The sequence below is a fragment of the Pedobacter sp. 01T416_2 genome, from assembly GCF_056398925.1.
Window position 1 is genome coordinate 1 of sequence record NZ_JBFTQI010000332.1, and the last position, 6,186, is coordinate 6,186.

Sequence of the window (6,186 nt, forward strand, 5' to 3'; positions counted from 1 at the left end):
ACCATCAAGTCGAATGCAGTTAGTTCTACTGATCAGGGTGCAAGGCGCCTGGAAAAAAATGCCCCACAGCTGATGAATATCGTATCAGGAAGGTCGATAGAGATTTCACCGGATTTAACGGTAGCCAATGTGATGCAGCGTATTTCTGGTGTATCTATAGAGCGCAATAGCAATGGCGATGGACAATATGCCATTTTAAGAGGAATGGATAAACGCTACAATTATACTTTGGTAAATGGCGTGAAAATCCCAAGTCCGGATAATAARTACCGTTATGTTCCGCTTGACCTTTTTCCTTCTGACTTGCTCGACCGTTTAGAGGTGTACAAAACGCTTACCCCAAATTTAGAGGGCGATGCCATTGGCGGTGCCATTAATATGGTGATGAAAAATGCTCCGGGCTTATTGCAGCTAAATGCCAATGTTTCTACAGGTTATAGCCAATTGTTTTTCGACCGTAAGTTTACCAGTTACAATGCTTCAGGTATTAATTATAAATCGCCCTACGAAATAAACGGGAAAAACTATAATGCTACACAGAATGATTTTAGCAAAGGCACACTCGATTATAAATATAAAAATCCTGCACCTAATTTAATCGGAAGCTTATCCTTAAGTAAACGCTTTTTGGATAATAAATTAGGGGTGGTGCTGGCAGGAAGTTATCAGAATACTTACCGCGGTAGCAACAGTACTTTTTACAATAATTCTGTTGTAGGCGTCGATCCTTATGCCAAAATTACCAGCAAAAGTTACCGTGAGTATTCTGAACAGCAACAGCGAACAGGTTTACATGGAAAAATTGATTATGTTTTTAACAAAGACCACCAGATCAGTTTATACAATGTATATGTTAACCTAAAAAACCAGCAGGTTAGAGATGCTGTAACCACCACCTATAATGGGGTTTATAATCCAACAGCTGGGAATGCAGAATTGGTTTATGATACCCGTAGCCGCTTAACCGAGCAACAGATTTATAATACTACGCTTCATGGCGATCATAAATTCTTTGATGATAAATTTAAAGTACAATGGTCGGCGGTTTATTCTTCGGCCAAAAACGATGTACCCGAAAATACCAGCATCAGTTTAAACGGAATACAGCAGAATTTTCAAAGCAAACGTACCAGTTTGGTCAATACTAATCCGGTTACCCGTAGATGGGAACGTAATACTGATGAGGACTTAGCTGGCTACCTGGATCTGACTTACCAGGTTTTGGCTGGCGAGCATAAACTKGATATTATGACCGGAGGTTTATACCGCGATAAACAAAGAAGCAGTTTCTTTAATAACTACAATCTTGCCCCAAGCGCAGCCAATGCATTTGATCTTTACGGTGTGAATTTTCAGAGTTATACCGATTTAAACCTCGTGGTGAGTAATTCTACTGGAGCAGTAGCTAACGCATTAACCTACGATGCAAGTGAAAAAATAGCAGCTGGATATGGAATGTTTAAATATAATTCGGCCAAATTAGAAGTGATAGGAGGGCTAAGGGTAGAGCATACCAATCAGGGTTATAACCTGCTTTTTCCTGCAGGCGAGGCTTTTCCAAAAGGAAATCAGATTTATACTGATCTGCTGCCCAGTTTAACCGCAAAATACTTCTTAAGTCCAAAAGCCCAGTTGCATGCGTCTTATTACAAAGCCCTTAACCGCCCTGGGTTTTATGAAATTGTACCGGGAAGAGTAAAGAACGAAGATTTTATAGAACGTGGTAATGTGAACCTGCAACGCGCTTTGGCCGATAACTTCGATTTACGCTACGAACTTTTCCCCGGTGCTTCAGAACAACTGTTGGTTGGTGCTTTTTATAAGCGGATCAAAAACCCAATTGAATATACTTTTCTGGCTGATGCCGTTCGCGGACAGGATACTTATTATACCCCAGGAAACTTTGGCACGGCCAATAATTATGGTGCAGAGATAGATTACATCAAATATTTCAGCAAAATAGGCCTGAAAGCCAATTATACCTATACCCATTCGCGCATTAATACCCTTAAAACCACCAGGGTTATCAATAGTACTACCGGAGATACGGAGCCGGCCAATGTTAACCAGGAACGCCCGCTTTACGGTCAGTCAGCGCATATTGCCAATTTATCGTTATTGTTTAAAGACACTAAAAAAGGCTGGGATGTTCAGGTTGCAGGTGCTTATACAGGGCCACGCATTAACACGGTTTCTCAATTTTTAAATAACGATTTGTGGCAGGAAGGATTCGTACAGATGGATGCTTCAGCCGAGAAACGTTTCAAAGGCGGGATCAGTGTTTTTGTAAAAGCCAATAACATCTTAAATACACCGACAAAATTATTTATAAAAGGTACAAATCCTGAGAATAACAACATCAACGAAGACCTCGTTAAAAATGGGAATACATTGATCAGAAGTGATTATTATGGCCAAAACTACCTAGTTGGTTTCAGATATAAGTTTAATTAATAGAATTTAAAGATATAAAGACATGAAATCGAATCAGATTTTTAAATTGATGGTCCTGGTGGTGTTAGCCTTAGCAGGATGCGAGAAAGCCAATATAGATGTAGATACCAGCGCTGTTGATGGTTCGGCAATTGGTGAGGTTTCTGGGGTTTGGGCTAAAGGCAGTACGCAGGTAATTAAAGGCGATATCGTAATCCCGGAAGGGAAAACGCTTACGATTGAAGAAGGGGTAACGGTATTGATGGATACAGTTGCGAAACCAGAAATTATTATAAAAGGCAATTTGTATGCTTTAGGAACCACAGAGAACCCTATTAAATTTACAGTAAACGATTTTTACAAAACGCCGTTAACCAAGTTTGGTAAACTTTGGGGTGGCATTTTGGCTGGTCCAACATGCGAGGAACTGGTGCTTGACCACGTAATTCTAGAATATGGTGGTGCTAAAACATCCGATGCTTCTACTTCGGTAAAAATGGGACTGTACAAGGCTGTTGCGGGCGAAAGTTTGCCAGCACTTTGGTTTGCCAATGCCAGAGGGAGATTGGTGGTTCAAAATAGCACCATCAGAAATTTTCAGGAAGATTGTACTTATATTGAAGGTGGAAGAATCATTTTTGCCAATAATGTGTTTTATACCACTGGTGTAACAGGAGGAGAGGCCATGAACTTTAAGTCGGGCTGTTTGGCTGATATAGCCTATAATTTGGTTTATAGCACCAATACCAATGCCTTAAAATTATCTAATACTGGCGATAAAACGCCCCAAACGTATATTATTGCTTATAACAATACGATGGTGAATACAGGCTGGAGAAGACCAACAGCGAAAGGCGGATCAATCTGGCTGGAAAGTACAGTGCGTGCCGATCTGTATAATAATCTTTTTGCCAACACCCGTTTTGGTGTGAAAAGAGATCCGAAAAAGCCTGAAGATAACCGTTCTGCTTACAGCAATAACTGGTATTACGGTTTCGATCAGGCCACTGTAAACCAGTTTCAGCCAACTGGCGATATTGTAGGCGGTAAAAACGATGTAATTAGTAATGTTGCCGGAGCAAATGACCCTAAATTTGTGAATTATCCATTAAATACTGCAGTTACCAATGCCGATTTTAATACCGCATGGGATTTTCACCTGCAAGGCAACTCACCAGCTTTGGGTAAGGGCATCACCAACTTTACCCGCCATCACCAGACCGGAATTACAATGAAAAATGGTATCACCTATAGCTCACCTTCACCATCAACATTTGTTGGTGCATACGGAACTAAAATATAAAATGAAGCATAATAATATATTAAAACTTGCCGCTTTTGCGATTTTAAGCCTGACCATTTCTTGTAATGGAGGTACGCAAAACGAAAATACTACAGCAGTAAAACCTTTATACGTATCCGATCCTGTCGATTTTGATACTGATGATCCTGCCATCTGGGTAAACCCGAACGATCCGGCGCAGTCTTTGGTAATCGGTACCGATAAAGATAGCAGCGGTGGCTTATATGTTTTCGATCTGAAAGGTAAAATCATCAAGTCGAAAACCGTAAAAGGCTTAAAGCGCCCAAACAACGTTGATATTGCCTATGGTTTATTGTTGACTGGAAAAAAAACAGATATTGCCGTAACCACAGAACGTTACACGCATAAACTAAGGATATTTTCCCTTCCTGATATGAAAGCAATCGATAATGGCGGAATTCCTGTTTTTGTTGGCGAAACAGGCGCAGAGTACCGCGATTTGATGGGGATTTCGATGTATACCGATCCAAGTGGAAAAATTTATGCAATTGTTGGTCGTAAAACGGGGCCTAAAAACGGAGGTTATCTTTGGCAATACCTGTTAACCGATGACGGAAAAGGCAATGTTAAAGCAGATTTGGTTCGGAAATTCGGTCAGTATAGTGGTAAAAAAGAAATAGAAGCCATTGCTGTTGATAACGAATTGGGGTATGTTTATTATTGCGATGAGCAGGTCGGTGTACGCAAGTATTATGCCGACCCGGCCAAAGGGAATAAAGAACTGGCACTGTTTGGGCAGGGCGATTTTGCTGTCGACAATGAGGGGATTGCCATTTATAAAACTTCAGGGAATAAGGGATATATCATTGTATCCGATCAGGGCGCTAAGCAGTTAAAAGTGTACGATCGGGTGGCTAAATCCAATACTGCTCATCCACACCCACTGTTAACCACCATTAAATATTCAGCCAATCAAACGGATGGTATTGATGTGGTTTCAGTTCCTTTAAACGCTGATTTTAAACACGGCTTGTTGGTGGCTATGAGCGATGATAAAACCTTTCATTTTTATAGATGGGAAGATATAGCAGGTAAAAAATTGACTAGTGTAAATCCATAACATTAACATTTGTTTTTTGGAAAGCAATTGCAGGAGCATTTAGGGCGGTTCAGTCCTGCTCCCGCTTCTGCCAATTTGAAGGAAATTGGCATCCCGCTTTGATCAGGTTTAGGAGGCATAAGTAGTACTACTATTATGGGTATAACAAACCCCTGCCCGTTGCAGGTGGGCAACTAATGTAGTTAAGTTAACGAAAAACCAAAAAAGTATTATCATCCTGAGCCTGTCGAAGGGTAAATGTTTTTTGTTTTCGACTAGTGGAGCTGCTGCCAGCAAAGGTCTTCGACAGGCTCAGACTGACAACGCCTACGAGATGTCTCCAGTTGCGGTCGTCACCCTGACCTGTAGTGAAACGGAAAGCTACGAAGTAAACCGAGCTTTAAGCGAGCTCACCGAAGGTAATTAGCAGTCTGATGAGATTGATCTATACCGCAATATTATTCGATAATTTATACTCAGACGGGGTAATGCCCGTCTGTTTTTTGAAATACTTTCCAAAAAAAGAGGAGTTGCTAAAGCGCAGTTCCATAGCCACCTCCGAGATGTTCATAACATGGCTGGTTAACAGTAGTTTCGCCTCCCTGATCACCATTTCATCAATAACTTCCCCCGCTGTTCTGTCGGTTACTTGTTTAACAACCTGTGATAAATGCCTTGGCGTGATGCGTAAACAGTTGGCATAATAAATTACACGTTTTTCCTTCTTAAAGTTTTCCGATACCAGCGATAAAAACCGATTGGTAAGTTCTGTCTTGCTATCATGAGCAAAAGGTATCGGATCTTTCCGTTTATTCTTTAGCAAAAAGATGTCGTACAAAAGCTCTAGGAAGCTATTGTGCACAATATTTTTAATCTGCGGGGTGTCTTTAGGTACATTCAGTTTTTTGTGCAGCGCAAGCATGTCATAGTAAATGAATGTGTATTCTTCTTTTGATAATGAAAATTTATGAGTAGGATCGTTCTGGAACATTCTGTAAGCTTCTCCGCTATTAAAGAATATCCCCTTGGTTTTTAAATAATTTTTATTAAAATGGATGCTGATGAAAGAAACATCACTGTTGTTCTTAATCTCATAAACGGCATGTGGAAAAATGAGTAGAATATCTCTTTGATTTAATACATGCTCTACAAAATTTATCCGGAGGTTCATCTTTCCTTTTGTGATCAGAATTAAAGCATAACTCGATACGCGAAAAGGTTCCGAACTGCAATAATGTGGATCGCTACTATGGTGGATTTTTGCCATCAATCCATCATTTAAGGAAAGCGCTTCCTCATGGTTTTTTTCTGAAAAAGTTTTATTGAGTAACTCTTGTTGCATAAAATCGTTCAGCGTTTTTTAATAATTTCTTAACAGATTCGATCATCT

The 6,186-nt window shown here is 40.2% G+C and carries 4 protein-coding genes; 3 read left to right on the forward strand and 1 reads right to left on the reverse strand.

Translation table 11 applies throughout. From position 1 onward, the window contains the following. The 3 genes from AC1DPQ_RS14745 to AC1DPQ_RS14755 all read left to right on the forward strand — a co-directional run. A partial coding sequence (locus tag AC1DPQ_RS14745; protein WP_477609965.1) for a TonB-dependent receptor domain-containing protein occupies positions 1-2,454 on the forward strand: 2,454 nt, incomplete at its 5' end. A 22-nt stretch (positions 2,455-2,476) separates the two neighbouring features. Continuing rightward, on the forward strand, positions 2,477-3,736 hold the full coding sequence (locus tag AC1DPQ_RS14750; protein WP_477578485.1) for a right-handed parallel beta-helix repeat-containing protein: 1,260 nt from the start codon (positions 2,477-2,479) through the stop codon (positions 3,734-3,736). Between the two features lies 1 nt (position 3,737). Next, positions 3,738-4,817, forward strand: a complete 1,080-nt coding sequence (locus AC1DPQ_RS14755) for a phytase (RefSeq protein WP_477609967.1) — start codon at positions 3,738-3,740, stop codon at positions 4,815-4,817. Between the two features lie 424 nt (positions 4,818-5,241). Here the strand turns inward: AC1DPQ_RS14755 and AC1DPQ_RS14760 are convergent, their stop codons facing one another. After that, entirely contained in the window at positions 5,242-6,138 is an 897-nt protein-coding gene (locus AC1DPQ_RS14760) for an AraC family transcriptional regulator (RefSeq protein WP_477578488.1), read from the reverse strand. Positions 6,139-6,186 lie beyond the last annotated feature (48 nt).

Excerpts from the sequence above, each read along its gene's own strand:
- AC1DPQ_RS14760 (WP_477578488.1), bottom strand. The coding sequence starts at position 6,138 with ATGCAACAAGAGTTACTCAATAAAACTTTTTCAGAAAAAAACCATGAG.
- AC1DPQ_RS14750 (WP_477578485.1), top strand. The coding sequence starts at position 2,477 with ATGAAATCGAATCAGATTTTTAAATTGATGGTCCTGGTGGTGTTAGCC.
- AC1DPQ_RS14755 (WP_477609967.1), top strand. The coding sequence starts at position 3,738 with ATGAAGCATAATAATATATTAAAACTTGCCGCTTTTGCGATTTTAAGC.